This window comes from Spirosoma sp., assembly GCF_026391055.1.
GTDB lineage: Bacteria > Bacteroidota > Bacteroidia > Cytophagales > Spirosomataceae > Spirosoma.
On sequence record NZ_JAPLET010000012.1, the window covers coordinates 1 to 16,542 of the forward strand.

The 16,542-nt window shown below is 51.8% G+C and carries 16 protein-coding genes; 7 read left to right on the forward strand and 9 right to left on the reverse strand.

Features of this window, described 5'->3' with window-relative positions; all coding sequences use genetic code 11:
• Window positions 1-346 precede the first annotated feature (346 nt).
• Together NT073_RS04300 and NT073_RS04305 are read left to right on the forward strand one after the other, a co-directional pair.
• Window positions 347-1,591 carry an MFS transporter gene (locus NT073_RS04300; protein WP_297369315.1) on the forward strand — a complete coding sequence of 415 codons (1,245 nt, stop codon included), beginning with the start codon at window positions 347-349 and terminating at the stop codon, window positions 1,589-1,591.
• Between the two features lie 220 nt (window positions 1,592-1,811).
• The gene (locus NT073_RS04305) at window positions 1,812-2,294 is read left to right on the forward strand and encodes a response regulator (protein ID WP_297369318.1); all 483 of its coding nucleotides are present in this window, start codon (window positions 1,812-1,814) and stop codon (window positions 2,292-2,294) included.
• 42 nt (window positions 2,295-2,336) lie between these two features.
• Here NT073_RS04305 and NT073_RS04310 read toward each other — a convergent pair whose 3' ends face one another.
• From NT073_RS04310 to NT073_RS04350, 9 genes are all read right to left on the reverse strand, one after another.
• Window positions 2,337-2,888, reverse strand: coding sequence for a hypothetical protein (locus NT073_RS04310; protein ID WP_297369321.1), 552 nt, complete (start codon window positions 2,886-2,888; stop codon window positions 2,337-2,339).
• Window positions 2,889-2,969: 81 nt separating this feature from the next.
• On the reverse strand, window positions 2,970-4,286 hold the full coding sequence (locus tag NT073_RS04315; RefSeq protein WP_297369323.1) for a HAMP domain-containing sensor histidine kinase: 1,317 nt from the start codon (window positions 4,284-4,286) through the stop codon (window positions 2,970-2,972).
• Between the two features lie 181 nt (window positions 4,287-4,467).
• Complete coding sequence (locus NT073_RS04320) at window positions 4,468-5,082, reverse strand: hypothetical protein (RefSeq protein WP_297369327.1); 615 nt, start codon at window positions 5,080-5,082, stop codon at window positions 4,468-4,470.
• Between the two features lie 61 nt (window positions 5,083-5,143).
• The gene (locus NT073_RS04325; protein ID WP_297369332.1) at window positions 5,144-5,668 is read right to left on the reverse strand and encodes a hypothetical protein; all 525 of its coding nucleotides are present in this window, start codon (window positions 5,666-5,668) and stop codon (window positions 5,144-5,146) included.
• Between the two features lie 11 nt (window positions 5,669-5,679).
• Window positions 5,680-6,834 (reverse strand): zinc-dependent alcohol dehydrogenase, encoded by a 1,155-nt coding sequence (locus tag NT073_RS04330; protein ID WP_012929690.1) that lies wholly within the window; start codon window positions 6,832-6,834, stop codon window positions 5,680-5,682.
• Window positions 6,835-6,883: 49 nt separating this feature from the next.
• Window positions 6,884-7,261 carry a hypothetical protein gene (locus tag NT073_RS04335; protein WP_297369344.1) on the reverse strand — a complete coding sequence of 126 codons (378 nt, stop codon included), beginning with the start codon at window positions 7,259-7,261 and terminating at the stop codon, window positions 6,884-6,886.
• 125 nt (window positions 7,262-7,386) lie between these two features.
• On the reverse strand, window positions 7,387-8,166 hold the full coding sequence (locus NT073_RS04340; RefSeq protein WP_297369347.1) for a hypothetical protein: 780 nt from the start codon (window positions 8,164-8,166) through the stop codon (window positions 7,387-7,389).
• A 220-nt stretch (window positions 8,167-8,386) separates the two neighbouring features.
• Window positions 8,387-9,982, reverse strand: coding sequence for a M28 family peptidase (locus tag NT073_RS04345; RefSeq protein WP_297369351.1), 1,596 nt, complete (start codon window positions 9,980-9,982; stop codon window positions 8,387-8,389).
• A 101-nt stretch (window positions 9,983-10,083) separates the two neighbouring features.
• Window positions 10,084-11,085: a lysylphosphatidylglycerol synthase transmembrane domain-containing protein gene (locus tag NT073_RS04350; protein WP_297369354.1), complete on the reverse strand. Its 1,002-nt coding sequence runs from the start codon at window positions 11,083-11,085 to the stop codon at window positions 10,084-10,086.
• Window positions 11,086-11,205: 120 nt separating this feature from the next.
• Between NT073_RS04350 and NT073_RS04355 the strand changes: the two genes are divergently transcribed.
• From NT073_RS04355 to NT073_RS04375, 5 genes are read left to right on the forward strand one after another with little or no spacing between them, the layout of a single operon-like run.
• Window positions 11,206-13,293 carry a hypothetical protein gene (locus NT073_RS04355; RefSeq protein ID WP_297369356.1) on the forward strand — a complete coding sequence of 696 codons (2,088 nt, stop codon included), beginning with the start codon at window positions 11,206-11,208 and terminating at the stop codon, window positions 13,291-13,293.
• A gap of 10 nt (window positions 13,294-13,303) precedes the next feature.
• Window positions 13,304-14,035, forward strand: a complete 732-nt coding sequence (locus NT073_RS04360; protein WP_297369359.1) for a glycosyltransferase family 2 protein — start codon at window positions 13,304-13,306, stop codon at window positions 14,033-14,035.
• Window positions 14,035-14,442: a DUF2304 domain-containing protein gene (locus tag NT073_RS04365; RefSeq protein ID WP_297369362.1), complete on the forward strand. Its 408-nt coding sequence runs from the start codon at window positions 14,035-14,037 to the stop codon at window positions 14,440-14,442. The genes NT073_RS04360 and NT073_RS04365 overlap by 1 nt, the downstream gene beginning before the upstream one ends.
• A 2-nt stretch (window positions 14,443-14,444) precedes the next feature.
• Window positions 14,445-15,209 carry a glycosyltransferase family 2 protein gene (locus NT073_RS04370; RefSeq protein WP_297369365.1) on the forward strand — a complete coding sequence of 255 codons (765 nt, stop codon included), beginning with the start codon at window positions 14,445-14,447 and terminating at the stop codon, window positions 15,207-15,209.
• Complete coding sequence (locus NT073_RS04375) at window positions 15,209-16,432, forward strand: glycosyltransferase family 9 protein (protein WP_297369368.1); 1,224 nt, start codon at window positions 15,209-15,211, stop codon at window positions 16,430-16,432. Before NT073_RS04370 ends, NT073_RS04375 begins: the two co-directional genes overlap by 1 nt.
• Window positions 16,433-16,542 lie beyond the last annotated feature (110 nt).

A 16,542-nucleotide genomic window follows, 5' to 3' on the forward strand; every position in this document is an offset into this window, starting at 1 on the left:
GCTCGTGAGCAGCCTCCTGTACGGAACCTTTGGCATAAGATAGCTCGACGGCCATCTTTCTAAACGTCTCGTCAAATACACGTCTTTTTTTCATGGGTACTTTCGGGTTTACCCCCAAATGTGCCTAAAAACTGTCTACAGTCAAATGTAGCAAGTCCATCAGGCAGCACGCAGCAATTAGCGTATCTGGACAAACAGGTTCGACGCTGCAGGATTGCCCCGGTTAAACATCAACTCGCCAAACCACTTGATCCATAGCTATTGACTTGGTTTAGACACATACTCAAAACTATTGCATGGCCCAATGAGTAGTATTTGAGCATTGAGTGTACCTGATTCTTCATGTATGTCTAAAAACAGACAGTTACTGCTTATTTTTTCCATTGTTCTGATCGATGTTATTGCTGGTAGTGGGTTGGGCGTGCTGATTTCAAACTATGTGTTGAACTTGCCGGCTAAACCTGTGCTCATGACGGTTGGCACCGCCCTCATGCTGGGCGTTCAACTGGCGGGCTCCCCGGCCATTGGCCGTTGGTCCGATTTGCGGGGTCGCCGACCCGCAGCCATTGCCACCACGGTGGTATCGCTGCTCTCATCCTTGTTCTTATTACCCGTTCAAACCTGGGGATACGTTGCCAGCCGATGGGTAAAAGGTGGGTCTAATGGGTTGTACTCCGTTATGCGGTCGGCGGTGGCTGACCTGACCGATAAAGATGAACTGCTTAAGTATGGTGGGCTGTTTAGTTTCATTGCCGGTTCGGCACCGGTTATTGGGCCTATGGGTGCCGGGTGGCTCATGCTGGTATTTCACGAAGCCCGAATTAATCCATTACCTACGGTTCTGCTCCTGCTGGCGCTGGGTATGCTGAACATCAGACTGGCGCTGCTCTTCCAGGAAACCAATCCTAAAAAAGAAGCTGTTGACTACACCGAACTTGCCGATAAAGCGCGTAACTCGCTGAAAGTCGTTTCCATCTGGCAGCAGCTCCTAGAGGCCGACAAACAGCTTCCGGGCATAAAATCCATTCTGATCCTGAACTTGCTGGCTACCCTCGGTATGGGGTATTTCGCTTTTTTCGTGGCCTTCCTGACCCAAAGTAAACTTATTATGACGCCTGCCGAAACAGCCCGTTTTTTCCTGTACTACGGTGGCCTGGCGTTAGCTGCCAACTTTATTTTCTTTACGTACATCGTTCAGCATGTCAATAAGCGCATCGCCATTCTGGTTATGGCGTTGATCAGTATAGTTTTGCAGATAGTGTATACCTTTTCAGAATCGTCGGTCGAGCTGTTTTATGTCGTGGCCGGTGTCGACGCGCTCACCGTTTCTATCATTACCGGTCTAACCGGGGGCATTCTATCGCAGGTGATAAAGGAAGGCAGCGGGCAGGGCGAAATGTTCGGTAATATACAGGCACTGGGCGGGCTGGCCAGCTTTGCAACGGCACTGGTAAACAGCCTGCTCTCGGGAGTGAGTCTGAAAGCCCCGTTTATTTTCTGTGCGATCAGCATGATTGCCGTCGTTATCTGGACAATACGCCTGCCAGAAGCAGCCAGGCAACATACCGACTCTAAAACGCCTGCGACCTAAAGCTGCTGTTCTACCCTTCGTAGCCCGGTAGATAAGTGCTTATGCACGGCCTTTCGATTATAAAATGAAATCATTTTTACCTCGCTTTCGACAAATGATTGATCGAGTACTTGGTAGTCTGTTGTTGAGAGGGGGACTGATAAAAATAAGTAGATATTTTAATCCATTTGTTTGGTAGGTTGTTTATAGCTGCGTGGTATATCACAACTCCCTTTGTCTTATGAAAAGCGATCAGGAACAAACCCGGATTAAAGCCAATTTCAGACAGTCGAAAGTGTTGATTATCGACGATAATGACGATCAGTGGCTACTGATGAAACGCGCTTTTCAGGAATCTCTTCCTGAGGTAACGCCTGTTAGAGCCGCTACGCCCTGTCAGGCAATAACGTTGTTGGAGGAATGGCAGACGCAGGAATGGGAAATTCCTAAACTTATTCTGCTGGATTTGTATATGCCTGATAATAAGGATGGCTGGGAACTACTTAAAAAAATTAAAGGGATGCCTGCTCCCTTCAACCAAATTCCAATCCTGATGTTCAGCTCATCGGAAAATACAACCGATATTACCACGGCTTACGAACTAGGGGTATCATCTTACCTGACAAAGCCAGTCGATTACGAATCCTGGCTTACGTATTTTCAGGAGCTGCGAACCTACTGGTGGGAGACGGTTACTCTGCCCCCTTTATACTTTTCAATTTAGAGCCCTGCGTACTGAAATTGGTTGAAGTCCGATCAATAAACGTTAGCGGGCTGGTGGTTCATTCTCAATCTTTTGCAGACGAATTGCGTTCTTTTGACGGTCTTCCTTCGTCTGTCTGTACATACGCCTGTTGCTCTTGAGGAGAGAGTCGTATTGATCATTTACAAGAAGCCGTACTGATTCATTTACCTGTCCGGTGAGTAATAAAGATTTACTCGTCTCAAGCGATAGAATCATTCTTCTCAAATGAACTAACATATTGTCGTAGTAGACATCCAAATGAAGATACAAGTTTTTTAAGTGATGTTGTGTGAGTGTCTCCGACGGATTGATCCGGCTGCTTTTAGTATTGTTCAGGATCAATTGCCATTGGTGTTGCAGCGTTTGGATATGCGCCTGGATAGGTTCGCCATCAATAGCTTCCAACGGAACCCGCAATCGATCCAGCCCATCTGTAATGGTAGCTTCCTGTAAAACCCAGTTGTTCGAAACCAACTGTGTCAACAACTCAAACGCCGACTCATGATCGTTGATCCAGTAGCCTACATGCTCGCATTCAACCCCTTCATAGATTCCGTTTACAAAAAGTAACATGATTGTGTGTTGCTAAATTCTGAACAAATTTTGCCTGATAGATAGTCTGGTAGCTGGCAAATAGGTGCGGTGAGCAAAAAATCAGGAAGGCGGCTGCATGAGCATACGAATGCGGAAGAGCGTTCCCCGACCCGGTGTCGATTCGATTTCCAAGCTGGCGCCTATCGATTCGCAAAGCCGCTTTACAATCTGTAAGCCAACGCCTTCGCCTTTGTCCGTCAATGCACCAGGTGACGTTTCTGCCAACGGATCGTCCGGTATCCGGTGTTCGTCGTTCGGTAAGGATGCCACAGGCTGAGCGGCATCCGGCGACAGTGTGCTTGTTTCTTCAACAATTGGCTTTAGCTGCTTGTGAAATACCTCCCGTAAACCCGCCGGTAAGCCCGGCCCTGAATCCTGAATGCTGAAGCCCCATCGCCAGTCGTTCTCCGCCGACCAGGATACGGATACCATACCCGGATAGTCGGCATGAGAGGGGGTGTACCTGAGTGCATTCATCAGTAAATTTTGCGCAATCCGATAAAGCTTGAGCCGGTCTGTTTTAACCATCATAGAAGCTGGCCCATCGGCACGGAGGATAAGGCTTCGTTCGGCAGCCAGATGCTGAATACTCGTTACCAGATCGTTTAATACCTGAGCCGCATCGAACTCCTGCAACTGTACGGGCTCATGGCCAGCTTCCAGCCTGGCCAGGTCCATCAGGCCCGTGAGCAGCGACTGAACGTTGGTGAGGTTACGCGTCAGCATATCAGCATACTGTTGCCTGTCTTCCAGGCTTAGGTCATCCATCTGTAAAAAATGGGCGGCCCCCATGCTTAGGCTCAGACCACTTCGCAGATCATGAGACGATGTTCTCAGGAAATCGCCCCGCTGCCGCGAAAGGTCTTCCATTTCTTTCAAGGCCTGCTCCAGACTGGCCGCCCGGTTGGCTGCTTCCAGCCGCTGAAGTTCATCGTGCTTGGTAATACTCCCCCGCATGGCCTCGTGCATAAACACCAGAACCTGCTGCTGTACCCGCAGAATAGCGTCTGGGTCCGATTGCGGAAATAGTTGACGAAAGAGCTTTAGTTCATCAAATAGTATGACGGATAAGTGGCTAAGCTCGGTTAACAAATCGGGTAGGTCGAGTGACTTTTGCCAGCGCTGCAAGCCGTGAGACTGAGCCGCTATCGCCGGGTTTACCTCGGGTTTTTGCCCAAGTAACTGCTGCTCAAGGCTATCAAGAATAATGGGGACAATGTTATTAAACTCTTCGCGGCTAAGGGCTGATATTTTTTTAAGGGAAGGGTCTGCTTCACATGCCGTACGCCAGTTATTCAACAGGGTCTCCCGTCGGTTAAACAAAAACGTAGCCAATTCGTCCAGAGTGCGCAAATAGTCAAACGAATGCTGAGCCATACCGTAGTTGAATTAAGGGTTATGTTCTCATCCTATAGCGTCAAGATAGAGATGGATAGATTGTACTTGTACATGCGTTTAACGTATAAACGCAGGGGTTGTACTGAAAAAGTAGACAAGCTGAGGTAACGGCTTGAGGTAATCCAACCAATAACGTGCTTAACTGGTCGACCGATAGGAACTACAAATGCACTAAATAGTCAGTCAGGAGCTTCCACTGGAACTTCTGATAGAACAACCAGCCACCTTCTGCAATGATCGTATTCACCAGGGCCCGGCCAAGATTACCGGCTTCGGGCTGCTGGTTATTTATGCTTTCGTCCTGCCCTATTTCGGCAGCACGGATTGTAGTGCCTAACAATTCGACCTGGAAAGTGCTGCGCGCCTGTTCATTGAAGAAGTGTTCGGTCTGTTCCGGATGGGAGCTCCCAGGGTCGTGGCTGGGCTGAACCGTGAATTGGACCCGCTTTTCGCGGGAGGTGACATCGGTAACGCGAACCCAGTTTTCGGGCGTAGGGCCGGGCAGCTGAATTTGAATGTAATCCCCCGGTTGTACCGGTTCGTTCGGTTTTTCCCGGCCTACTGAATCATAGAGAGAAAAATCGGCGGTCAAATTAGATAAACCCGACCAGCCAGTAACGTTTAGCAGCTTCTCGACCGACCGGGCAAAAGCTTCCTGAGCGGTAGCTTCGTCAGAAAATGTATTCTGACTGGCATAGGTCTTATCCTTACTGGCCTCGCCCTGTACTGCTTTCGTTTCGTGTTTGAGCTGATCAATTACTGGTTTTTGTTTCATAAGCGGATGGATAGCGTGATGTGTCGCGTAGAATACTAGTCCGCGCGACACATCCGCAACCTTAGTTTGAAATCGTCTTTTTCAATCGAGTGAAAGCCGTTTGCTGCTTGTTACGTGTAAAAAACGCGTAGACAAGAGCAGTAGCCGCTACACCAATCACAACATTCTGCACTAGTCCGGCCCGGTTGTGCTTCCAGTCGGCCTTCCAGCCTTTCTCGGCAAAAATATTCGGAATATGTCCGTGGGCCAGATCATCCACAATACCTTCCACCACATTGACGCGATCGGCCAGTAACAGCGGTAGCCAGTGCCCATATTCGGATTCGCTGAATCTGAATGCAAACCGCCGGATGGCCCCGCTCAGACCCGATGGGGGTGAGGAGGTGCCAAAAACGGCCGTCAGGTTCGGGCGTTCGTTAGAGTGCAGTATTTCTACCGTTTGCACCTGTTGAGGAGGCCTTTCCCAATTCAGGCGCTGGTGGTCGTCACCAGTGTAGTTTTTAAGTGGGTATGTCGGCTCATTATTGGGGTCGGCATCTATTCCCCAGCCGTTTATATGCGGGTAATCGCTTGCTGTTGGTTCCATAATACGTGTTGTTATTGTCTGGCGGATGGGGGAATGAGAATTGGCTTGATACAATTATCCAGTTTGGCCGAAAAGATATGGTACGCATCCGACACTTCTTCCAGCGGTACCCGATGGGTAATGATTTCTTTTGGGTTGAGTCGACCCGCCTGGATGTGGTCGATGAGCTTGGGTAACAACCGTTTGACAGATGCCTGGTTGGCCCGGATGGTAATACCTTTGTTAACGACATTCCCGATGGGAACCAGGTTGTCGGTGGGGCCATAAACCCCAACAATCGAGACGATACCACCCTTCTTGACCGAATTGATAGCCCAGTGAAGTGCCGTGGCCGAACCCGCCTGAATCATCAGTTTCCGTCCCGTAATGGTTTGCAGCGCACTACCGGCCGCGTCGCCACCCACGGCATCGATGCAAACATCGGCTCCAAACCAGTCGGTCGTTTTCTTGATAAACAGAACCGGATCTTCCATCGACCGGAAATTGTAGGCTTCGCATTGCGCGTATTTTTTGACAAAGTCGAGCCGGTATTCCAGATGGTCGATCACAATAACCCGTCCCGCGCCAAACAGCCAGGCCGATTTAGCGGCCATAATACCCACCGGGCCAGCCCCGAAAACGACCACGGTATCGCCTTTTTTGATACCGCCCATTTCGGCTGCCTGATAGCCGGTGGGGACAACGTCGGTCAGAAGCACGGCATCGTCGTGGTCCATCCAGTCGGGTATAATCGTTGGGCCTACATCGGCATAAGGGACCCGGACAAATTCGGCCTGCCCGCCGTCGTATCCCCCGGCGGTGTGGGAGTACCCGAAAATGCCGCCTACTGCGGTTGCTTCGGGGTTCGATTCATGGCAGTTGCCGAACAGCCCCTGCTTACAAAAGGCACATTTACCACAGGCAACGTTAAAGGGGACGATCACATTATCGCCTACCGAGAGATTCTGAACCGACGACCCAATTTCCTCCACCACGCCGATAAACTCGTGGCCGAAGGTCATCCCAACGCGGGTGTCGGGTACTAGCCCGTGGTAGAGGTGTAAATCCGACCCGCAGATACAGGAACGGGTGACCCGAACAATGGCATCGCCCGGATGCAGGATTTCGGGATACGGTTTTTGGGCGGCCCGTACCCGGAACGGCCCTCGGTAATTCATGGCTAACATACGCGTGTTCGTTCGTTTATTTATTTGTCGTTTATTCTCTGAATGCTACTTACTGGTTTCCCGAACCCTTGGGCGGTGTACTTCCCGATTTGGCACCCTGCCCGGATTTGCTTCCCGAAGCGTTATTTCGTTTGGCTGTAGCGGGTGCCGATGCCGAAGCTGACTGTCCCCGGTTAACCGTTGGCCCACCCGTCGTAGAGGTCGATCCGCTGGCTATGGCACGCTTTTGCTCTGCATCCTTGTTGTAGGGAACTCCGTTGCCCATAGTCTGGCTCGTATTGGCCTTGCGGGCATTATTCAGGGAAGAATTGCCCTGACGTCCGGCATTACTCCGGTTTCCGCCATACTTGCCACCCGCTGTTTGTGCGCTGACACTCGCCACACCGATCAGCAGGGTCATAGCGAAAGAAAGGATTATCGTTTTCATACGTTGTTTACTCAAATGAGTTGATTGATAAAGTCACCGGATAGGCGCTTCATTAATCAACTCATTCAGGTTGGTTGTTGCTCCCGGAAGTAAGGTAACGGTACGCTGGCAAGCCGTGAGCATACTTACCCGTGATTGGCGTCGGAAGGATCGTCGAGCGAGTGAGCAATCAGTTTAGCGAGACTAATGGCTCCCTTTTTGGCCTGGGCCATACTGCCAGGTGCCTGAACGACAACGCTGAAAACGTGATTGTTATACAAGACGTGAAGTGATTTCTTGCCCGGTTCCCAGATGGCTTTGTCGCCAACCTCGGTTATGGCTTCGCCGGTTGCCGTGTTTTTGGCAGGCGTAGCAATGGGTGGGCTTGGGGCGGTGATACCCTCCAGCGGAGCCGATGGGTCGGCACCCCGTGTGGAGTCCTCCTGTGGGGTAGTAGACTCTGTCGTGGCGGGGAATTCGGCACCGGTGCCTTCAGGGGCCGGGCCGTAAATGGTTGGTTTAGGCTGGTTAGTCTGCTCCTGGGCTACATTGGCCTGTGGTTCAAACAGCTTGTTGAAATGGTACTCGGACTGGAACGTCGACTCAAACGGCTTCTTGCTTTCCAGGTAGAATCCAATTTTGTTTTTCCCCCACCGAAGTTCGCAGTTGTTGAGCCCGCTGTATTTCTCCAGTTCGACATCTTCGCCGAGTTTAAAAAGGTTTTTGACAAACTCTTCGGGGAGGTAGTTGCACCGTTCCTGATAGCGGTAATCGGTACTGAGCAGCCAGGTGCCACTAACGCGTCGGGCCAGTTTACTGTCGGCATCTCCGGCACCGGCGGCATTAAGGGTCTCTAAATTATCCCGACTTTGGGTCGAACAGGCTGCCAGACACAGCCCCATGAATAATAGCTTTACTTGTTTCATCCGTTTTTGGGTCAGACTAGGTAAAACACCGGTTGTACTTGACGGATGTGGTACATCCATCAACAAACAAACCCGCCCGGACTGAGAGGTAGGATGAAATTTGGTAGAATTGTGAGGGAAAGGGGAGAGGTAGTAGTAAGAGTGAGGAGCGAGGAGGGCTGGCGCACGCTGTGCTACCGGATAGCTCCTCGCTTCTAACTCCTCACTCCTACTACTTACCCTACTGCTTGTTACTATCGACCACTAAACGCTGGTCGCGGTTGGCGATTTCCCAGGCGGTGTAGAACACAAGCCGGGCGGATTTTTCGGCCAGTTTGAAGTCGATTTTCTCGATGTCGTCCGTTGGCTTATGGTAATCCGGGTGCAGCCCGTTGAAATAGAAAATGATGGGGATCTGGTGCTTGGCGAAGTTGTAGTGATCCGACCGGTAATAGATGCGCTGAGAATCCTGCGGATCGTTGTACTTATAGTCCAGCTCCATGTTGATGTGATTCTTATTCGTCTCTTCGCTGATTTTGTGCAGTTCTGACGAGAGCTTGTCCGAGCCGATTACGTAGATGTAATTCTCATTTTTGCCCAGGTGCAGGTCATCGACCCGGCCCACCATGTCGATATTCAGGTCGGCCACGGTCTTCTCCAGCGGAATGACCGGGCTCATGTCGGCATAGTACTGCGAGCCGAGCAGCCCTTTTTCTTCACCCGAAACGGTCAGGAACAGAATGGAACGGCGAGGGCCTTTGCCAGCGGCTTTGGCTTTGGCGAAAGCCTGCGCAATTTCCAGTACCGATACCGTTCCCGACCCGTCGTCGTTGGCTCCGTTGTTGATCTGGCCGTCGGCGCTGATGCCAATGTGGTCGTAGTGCGACGAAACAACCAGTACTTCATCTTTCTTGTCGGTCCCTTCAATAAAGCCCAGCACGTTCGACGATTCGGTTTTCTCATCGACCCGATCCGCTTTAACGGCCACGTTGCCTGCCAGAGATGACGGTACTGGTTTGGCTGATTGAGCTACCTGGGTCATCGTTTGCGTCAACGTAGCGGGGGAGGTGTTCAGCAGACTGGCGGCCATATCGGCCGTGACCAGAAAAACACCCATTGTGCCTACGTTTTCGGCACCCGCCTTCAGGCTCAGCCGGTTGAACCGCGCCTGCATGGCACTCCGCTGGGTAAGCAACTGCTTAAACGCTTCGGCCGATTCGGCCGAAACAATGAACAATTGAGCTGCCCCATTTTCTTTAGCTAACAGACTTTTAGCCCGCCATCCGTTCGGACCGCCCCATTTTGAAGCTTCGGTGTTTCCACTGACGAGTTTTTTGCCATCGGCGGTCTTGGGCTCATCGTCCAGAACAATAATGGCTTTGCCTTTTATATCACGTCCCGCATAGTCATCGTAATTCGTATCGCCAATGCCGTAACCGGCAAATACCGTTTCGTAGCTCGTTTCGGTGGGCAGATACAATAGCCCATTCGGCATGAAATCTTTGGACGGCTCGAAGCGTTTTCCGCCCGCGCTGACGAAGAAATCACCCCAGTTTTTCTTGTAAAGCGTGTAGGGTTGCTGATAAACCAGCTTGCCATCGTCGGCCTTGACGATGGGTTTCAGTCCTTCGGCGGCAAACTGGGTGGCAATGTATTCAGCGGCTTTGCGTTGCCCACGGGTTCCGGTTTCGCGACCTTCCATATCGTCGGCCGCCAGCACGCGGAGGTGTTTTTCAAGATCGCTGGCGGTGATGGTATTGGCAAATTTTTCCTGCGCACTACTCACAAAAGGCAGGGAAATGAGCCCGGCCGACAGCATTAGTTGTTGAAATGTCATGTAACAGATTTGTTTGAGAATCTAATCAATTCACAATATACGATGGGTATAACGATAAATGGAGCAGGTTATAGATAGTAAAGGCTCCGTTTTTTCGGCGTTCATGCGTCCCGTTCCAAGGGGGTTGGCTGTTTACGTTGCTGTACCAATACCGGGACGATCAGGAAACTCAGGCTACTGAATAACAGATTGAACCCAAAGCCAACGGCGTGCATGAACGTTGCCAGCGAAACCCCCTCTGCGGTACTGAAGCCATACAGCACCAGCGCCCGGCTGACCAGAAAATGGTAAGTGCCGATACCCCCCTGCGTTGGTACGGCCAATCCCCCCAGCGAACTGACCGCCAGAATAGTAAGGGCTGCGGTAAGCGGCAGTTGCTGCGTGCTGTCGGTAGCCAGTAGCAAAACATATGTTGTTAACCAGGCAAAAACCTGAATGAGCAGGGTAATTGATACGAACAGGCCTGGTTTCGGGAGTTGGCGGATGGCCATGAACCCCCGGCCAAATCCCGAAACCAGATCAGCGAATTTCAGGATGAGCGGGTGGCTTTGTGCTGTAGAGCGCCTGCGAACTTGCCAGATGATGACGGTTGCCAGCAAGACCAGTATCAGACCTACTACCAGTAGCAACATACCCGGTAGCGCGAGTGTCAAGTTGGCGAAATAGGCTTTTGCCCGGCCAAATTCCAGGATAACTGTCAGCAGTAACACGAGAACCAGCATGAGTAAATCGATGATTCGCTCGGCGACGACTGAGCCTATTCCCTGCGAAACGGGGATGCCGTCCGTTTGCTGAAGGGTGCCGCAACGGGTAAGCTCACCGGCTCCCGGCACGATCATACTCGCCAGCGACCCGGCCAGGAGTGCCACCGTGGCCCGAAACAGAGACGGTTTGTAGCCAATGGCCTGGAGGGTAAGCTGCCAGCGGGCCGCCCGGAGAATATAAAACAGACCGATTAGCAGACCCACCAGCCCCAGCAGGCCGTAGTCAGCTTTTTTGAACTGACTGCCAATTTGGGCCAGTGGTACATCGTTCAGAACATACCAGAGTAAACCAGCGGCTAGGAAAATCGGCACTACCTGCCGCATGACCCGTTTATTCATGTGGCCAAATTACCGATTTCCGGAAAGAAAATGCCGGATGTTGGCAAACTGGCATGGTATTAGTAAGTTTGATTACGCGTACTGCTAACCCATTCCGAAAATTCGTTCATTGCCTTTCCTATGTCCAAGAAACAAAAAGGCCGGGCCGCTAGTGTCAGTGACAGCCCAGCCCCGAAACCCCCGACTCCCGCAAACCCCAAGCCAGATCAGCCTATATTTCAACCCGTTGATTTCGATGGGGATGCATCTGCCTTTGACTTGATTCGGTTTACAAAACGGGTGAAAATTACGCTCGGGGTGTTTGTAGGTCTGTTTCTGTTGTTTGTCCTGTTCAAATGGCATTATGTGTCGCTGCCCATCTGGAACACGATTCTGCCCGACGGCTCTCCGACCACCCGTGGCCTGGTTGCCGGAACACCCAAACAAATTCGGATGGACGATTATGCGGTGGCGGCTCCCTGGATTCTCTCCAATGCCACCAACGGGTTTGCGCAGGAAAACGAAGCCATTGGCGGACTGAACTCCTCGCTGATACTTTTACCGACGCATCACGTGGTTACGCTGTTCAGGCCGGGGCATTGGGGATTCATGTTTCTTGATACCGAACGGGGCTACAGCTGGATTTACGACATAAATCCGCTTATTCTGCTGGTTGGTTCGTTCCTGTTTTTCCTGCTCATTACCCGCAATCAATATGGCTTATCACTGGTGGGGGCACTTACGTTGCTGCTATCGTCCGGTACGGTTCGCTGGTCGTTTATCCCGTCGGCCATGATCGGGTATTGCTGCGGTGCTTTCGTGGCGGTCGTCTACCTGCTGTACGAAAAGAAACCGATGCGGATCGCCCTTTTTGCGCTTTTACTCGTCTGGCTGGTCTGTTCCTTTGCCCTGATCCTGTATCCGCCTTACCAACTGCCCATGGCTTACCTGTTCGGCTTTGCGCTGATCGGGTATCTGGCCAACAACTACCGTTCTATTTTTCCGCTCAAAGGCGTTGTGGTCAAGCTGGCTTCACTGGCCGTTGCGGCCGGTCTGGCGGGCGTTGTGCTGTGGCTGTTCCTGGGCGATGTACAGGAGACGCTCAAGGCAGTGACCGGTACGGTGTATCCGGGCCAGCGCAGCGAAAGCGGGGGCACGGGCTTTGTAGGGAACTGGTATTCTGAATATTACAGCTGGTTTTTCGATGATCAAAAAGTACCTAAAAGCTGGCTGAATATCTGCGAATTATCACACTACCTCAATTTTGCGCCGGTCATCGTTCCGCTGATGATCCTGCTGTTTGTCCTTACCCGGAAAATCGACTGGATGCTGGCTGCCATAGCGCTGTTTGTCGTGCTGATGTGGATCTGGGTGGAGGTGGGCTTCCCGACAGGACTAGCCAAAGCCAGCCTGATGAGCATGGTACCCACGCGCCGGGCGCAGATTCCGATGGGTGTTGGCGGGATTATTCTGCTGATTGCCTACCTGGGAGCCATTCGGGATAGCGCCATTAGTGATTTGTACCGGCGGATTCCGGTTTGGGGTAACGCCCTGGCCCTGACCGCTATCGTTGGTTTCGTCGTCTATACCGCCTATGTGAATGTCAATGATTCGGAAGGGTTAATCAAGCCATATCAGACATTCGTGCCGGTTGTGTTTTTCGCGTTCATGAATGCATTGCTGCTGTTCACCATTCCGGTGCGTTACCGGGTAACGATTTTTTGCGCCGGGTTGCTGGTTTTCCTGCTGCCAAACCTAAAAGCAAATCCGCTCTCGAAAGGGCTGAGCCCCATTACCGAAAACGTGTTTTATAAAACCGTCCGGCAACTGGTAGAGCAGGACCCGCAGGCCCGCTGGCTGGTAAATGGCAGCCAGTACTTAACGTATATGGTTACGGCAACAGGAGCCCAACAAATTACGGGGGTCAAATACCTGCCCGACAGAAAGCACGTGCTAAAGGTGCTGGACCCGGAAATGAAGCGGGATTCGGCCTATAACCGATACGCCCACGTAACGAATCAGAGCTATATCAACGGCCGCGACTCGGTGATTCTGGTCAATCAGTTCGAGGATGCCTACGTGATTGCGATGGACCCCTGTTCGCCCCGGATGAAGCAGTTGAACGTTAAATACCAGGTGTTCGACCACCAGCCCCAACCGGTAGAGGTGCGTTGCATGAAGTCGGTCGCCACGCTGGGCTCGTTAACCATTTATCAGGCTAATCCCTAGGGCAATCCGAATGACTCCCCAACCGCATATTCTGGTTATCGTACCCTGCTACAATGAGCAGGGCGCTATTGCCAATGTGGTGCATGAGCTGACTGCCGTACGGGATCGGGAAGGGTATGCGCTGGATATTCTGGTTGTTAATGACTGCTCGACTGATAATTCGCTCACCATAATCCGGTCGCTGCCCTGTTCGTACCTGAACCTGCCGGTCAACCTTGGTATTGGCGGGGCTATGCACAGCGGCTATAGGTACGCGTACCAAAACGGGTATGACATAGCCGTGCAGATGGACGGCGACGGGCAGCATCCGGCCAACGAACTGCCAGCGGTGTTACGGCCAATTTTTCAGCAGGAAGCCGATGTGTCCATCGGGTCGCGGTTTATCAGCCGGGAGGGGTTTCAGTCGTCGTTTAGCCGCCGGTTGGGAATTCAATACTTTCGCTGGTTGAATCAATTGCTCATCGGCGAAACCGTTCACGACAGTACATCGGGCTTTCGGGCATTCAACCGCCGAACCATTGAGATCGTAAATCGTTATTATCCCGACGAATACCCTGAGCCAGAGTCTATTGTGCAATTTGGTTTGCAGGGGCTTCGTATTCGGGAAGTGCCCGTCCGTATGCGTAACCGGGAAGAGGGTGTATCGTCCATCAACACAAGTCGGGCGTTGTATTACATGCTCAAAGTGTCGCTGGGAATCGTGTTTATGTATTTTCGTCTGAACAATAAACGGCATCGCTGATGGCTTCGGTACCCATAACCATCCAGATTATCAGCTTATTGAGCGCCCTGTTATTTCTGCTCTTTATTTTTCGGCTGATCGTAAAGGGAAAACTGCGTGAGGAGTATTCGATCTTGTGGATTGTCTGCACCGTAATTCTGATCATCTTCTCGATCTGGCGAAAAGGTCTTGAGCAGATTTCACTGGCGCTGGGTGTATTCTACCCGCCTTCACTGATATTCCTGGGAGCCATCTTCGCGATCATCATTTTCCTGGTTCACCTATCGGTTGTGGTTTCCCGGCAGCAGAACCAGATAAAAGTACTGACGCAGGAAGTGGCGCTGCTCCGAAATGAACTCAAGAACCGGCACGTGATCAACGAGCCGGAAGCCAGCGGTGCGTCGCCATCGGCGGCTCTTACCAATTGACTATGCAACCCCTAATTAGCGTTATCACCCCATCGTACAACCAGGGCAACTTCATCCGACAAACGGTGGAGTCGGTGCTTTCGCAGAACTACCCCCGCATCGAGTACATTGTGGTGGATGGGTTGTCGACAGATAATACGCTATCAATTCTGGGTGAGTATACCAGTCAACTCACGCTGATTGCCGAGCGGGACAGCGGCCAGACGGACGCGATCAACAAGGGGTTGCGCCGGGCTACCGGCGATATTGTCTGTTGGTTGAACTCCGACGATTATTTTCTGCCCGGTGCCCTGTCCATCGTCGGAAATTTCTTCGCCAATCACCCGGACAAGCTATGGCTCACCGGCGACTGCCAGATTGTCGACGAAGCAGGCCACGCCATTCAGCAGCCCGTTCGGCACTATAAACGACTGCTTCGTTCGCTAACACCGGCTCTGTATCTGGGCATGACCAACGCCATTTGCCAACCGGCTACTTTCTGGCGACGGGAGGCACACGCCCAACTGGGGTACCTGACGGAGTCGCTGCATTTTACCATGGATTACGACTGGTGGTTACGCCTGCAAACGATTCAGCCACCGGCCATCCTGTCGCAACCGTTAACGGCTTTTCGTATTCACGCCAACTCCAAAGGCGGTAATCAGTACGGCCTTCAGTTCGATGAAGATTACCGGACATTCAGCCGATACTGGTCCGGAACGCCCATCCGATTTCTGCATAAGCTGCACAACCGGGCTATTACAACCGTTTATAACTTCGTTAAGTGATGCTCAAGCGGTTTATCCGGCTTCTTAAAACGTCTCCGCTGCTGCTGCCCCTGCTGGCATCCATTGACCTTGTCCTGTGGCTGGTTGACCGGGTAGCCGTTCTATCTGTGCGCACCCCCGAAAAGCCGCTTTCACTGGTTATCATTCGGCTGGATGTCATGGGCGATTACCTGATGTTCCGGAATTACCTGCGCGCGTTAAAAAAGTCGGCCCGGTATGAGAATCACTCAATTACGCTGTTCGGTAATGTGGCCGTGAAATCGCTGGCCGAAACCTTTGACAGCGGACTGATTGACCGGTTCGTCTGGGTGGATATTTACAAATTATCGACGCAGCCGCTTTATCGGTTCAAGGTAGTGCGTCAGTTGCGTTTGCAGGGGTTTTCGGTGGCTTTCTGTCCGGCCTACAGCCGGGTGCTGGTGCTGGACGATTTTATGGCCTTGGCAACCGGAGCGTCGGAACGGGTTGGGTGCCGGACGGACTACGTAAACATAGCGCCTTGGGAAGCGGCTTTGGGCGACCGTTTATACACGCGCCTGATTGACTCCGGGTCGGGAATTGTATTCGAGATGGAACGCGACCGGCGCATCGTTGAGGGGTTTGTGCAGGAGCCGGTAGCCGTACAACCCCCGTTACTCGACGGGCATCATGCCAGAGACGTATCTGTTCCTGATCGGTATGTTGTCTTTTCGTTGGGAGCCGGACAGGAATTTCGGGTATGGCCCGTCGACCGATTTGCTGAGGTTGCCCGGTTCATTCTGGTGCAGTATCCAGCCTATAAACTTGTTTTGACCGGAGCCCCAAATGAAAAGCCGTATACCGAATCGTTCCTGAAACACCTGCCCGATGCGTCGGCCATCGTCGATCTAACCGGTTCACTATCCATTCCTGAGCTGGTGTATGTATTGACAAACGCTGATTTGCTGATTGCCAATGAAACGGGAATCGCCCACATAGCGGCCTCCACCCAAACGCCCTCGATCGTCATTTCGCAGGGGAAATCACTGGTACGCTGGCATCCGTACCCAACGGCGTTCGGAGAAATGATGACTTATGTGTACCCGGATTACCTGGAGCAGCGTCGGGCCAATTTACCGGCTATCGCGTCTGGCTTCAACCCTGAATCCCCACTATCCATCAATGAGATAACTGTTCAGCGGGTAATGCATTCAGTTAATGAGCGGTTAAGGCGGGTTGACGGACTATCGAAAAAGTACCTATAACGCAGGTAAGTAAGGCGATTTTTTCATATACTAGTAGCGTCAACTGAATGACAACGTTAATCTGGAGTTTATGAGTGTTAAACGGGTATGGCTTAACGTCGTATTATTTC

Coding starts and splice junctions, on each gene's coding strand:
- NT073_RS04300 (WP_297369315.1), top strand. CDS start 347: ATGTCTAAAAACAGACAGTTACTGCTTATTTTTTCCATTGTTCTGATC.
- NT073_RS04305 (WP_297369318.1), top strand. CDS start 1,812: ATGAAAAGCGATCAGGAACAAACCCGGATTAAAGCCAATTTCAGACAG.
- NT073_RS04310 (WP_297369321.1), bottom strand. CDS start 2,888: ATGTTACTTTTTGTAAACGGAATCTATGAAGGGGTTGAATGCGAGCAT.
- NT073_RS04315 (WP_297369323.1), bottom strand. CDS start 4,286: ATGGCTCAGCATTCGTTTGACTATTTGCGCACTCTGGACGAATTGGCT.
- NT073_RS04320 (WP_297369327.1), bottom strand. CDS start 5,082: ATGAAACAAAAACCAGTAATTGATCAGCTCAAACACGAAACGAAAGCA.
- NT073_RS04325 (WP_297369332.1), bottom strand. CDS start 5,668: ATGGAACCAACAGCAAGCGATTACCCGCATATAAACGGCTGGGGAATA.
- NT073_RS04330 (WP_012929690.1), bottom strand. CDS start 6,834: ATGTTAGCCATGAATTACCGAGGGCCGTTCCGGGTACGGGCCGCCCAA.
- NT073_RS04335 (WP_297369344.1), bottom strand. CDS start 7,261: ATGAAAACGATAATCCTTTCTTTCGCTATGACCCTGCTGATCGGTGTG.
- NT073_RS04340 (WP_297369347.1), bottom strand. CDS start 8,166: ATGAAACAAGTAAAGCTATTATTCATGGGGCTGTGTCTGGCAGCCTGT.
- NT073_RS04345 (WP_297369351.1), bottom strand. CDS start 9,982: ATGACATTTCAACAACTAATGCTGTCGGCCGGGCTCATTTCCCTGCCT.
- NT073_RS04350 (WP_297369354.1), bottom strand. CDS start 11,085: ATGAATAAACGGGTCATGCGGCAGGTAGTGCCGATTTTCCTAGCCGCT.
- NT073_RS04355 (WP_297369356.1), top strand. CDS start 11,206: ATGTCCAAGAAACAAAAAGGCCGGGCCGCTAGTGTCAGTGACAGCCCA.
- NT073_RS04360 (WP_297369359.1), top strand. CDS start 13,304: ATGACTCCCCAACCGCATATTCTGGTTATCGTACCCTGCTACAATGAG.
- NT073_RS04365 (WP_297369362.1), top strand. CDS start 14,035: ATGGCTTCGGTACCCATAACCATCCAGATTATCAGCTTATTGAGCGCC.
- NT073_RS04370 (WP_297369365.1), top strand. CDS start 14,445: ATGCAACCCCTAATTAGCGTTATCACCCCATCGTACAACCAGGGCAAC.
- NT073_RS04375 (WP_297369368.1), top strand. CDS start 15,209: ATGCTCAAGCGGTTTATCCGGCTTCTTAAAACGTCTCCGCTGCTGCTG.